At 43.5% G+C, this 285-nt stretch carries 1 protein-coding gene; it reads left to right on the forward strand.

The window, feature by feature from the left end; genetic code table 11:
- Positions 1 to 285, forward strand: a 285-nt coding sequence (locus FD17_RS13275) for a hypothetical protein (protein WP_162256792.1), incomplete at both ends; no start/stop codon positions are given.

A 285-nucleotide genomic window follows, 5' to 3' on the forward strand; every position in this document is an offset into this window, starting at 1 on the left:
ATGCAATTGGTGAGAATGATAAAAATGCCTTGACGGTGGACCATTACTTAGTTGATGAAAAAGGTCAACCGACATCGGCTACTATCGGCAAACCAGTCAAAGTGACTGGGCGTGTTGGTGAAACAGTGACGGTTAATCCGCTAGATAAAGATAATCAGATTGCTGGATATACAGTAACCAGCAAAGAGAAGGTAACACGGACATTAGGTACTAAGCCTGTTGATCCGGTTAACCTTTACTATACCGGTAATGCGGTGGAAAATGCTGTGACCGTCCATCATTTGC

The sequence above is a fragment of the Lentilactobacillus sunkii DSM 19904 genome (assembly GCF_001435575.1).
In the GTDB taxonomy this organism is placed as follows: domain Bacteria; phylum Bacillota; class Bacilli; order Lactobacillales; family Lactobacillaceae; genus Lentilactobacillus; species Lentilactobacillus sunkii.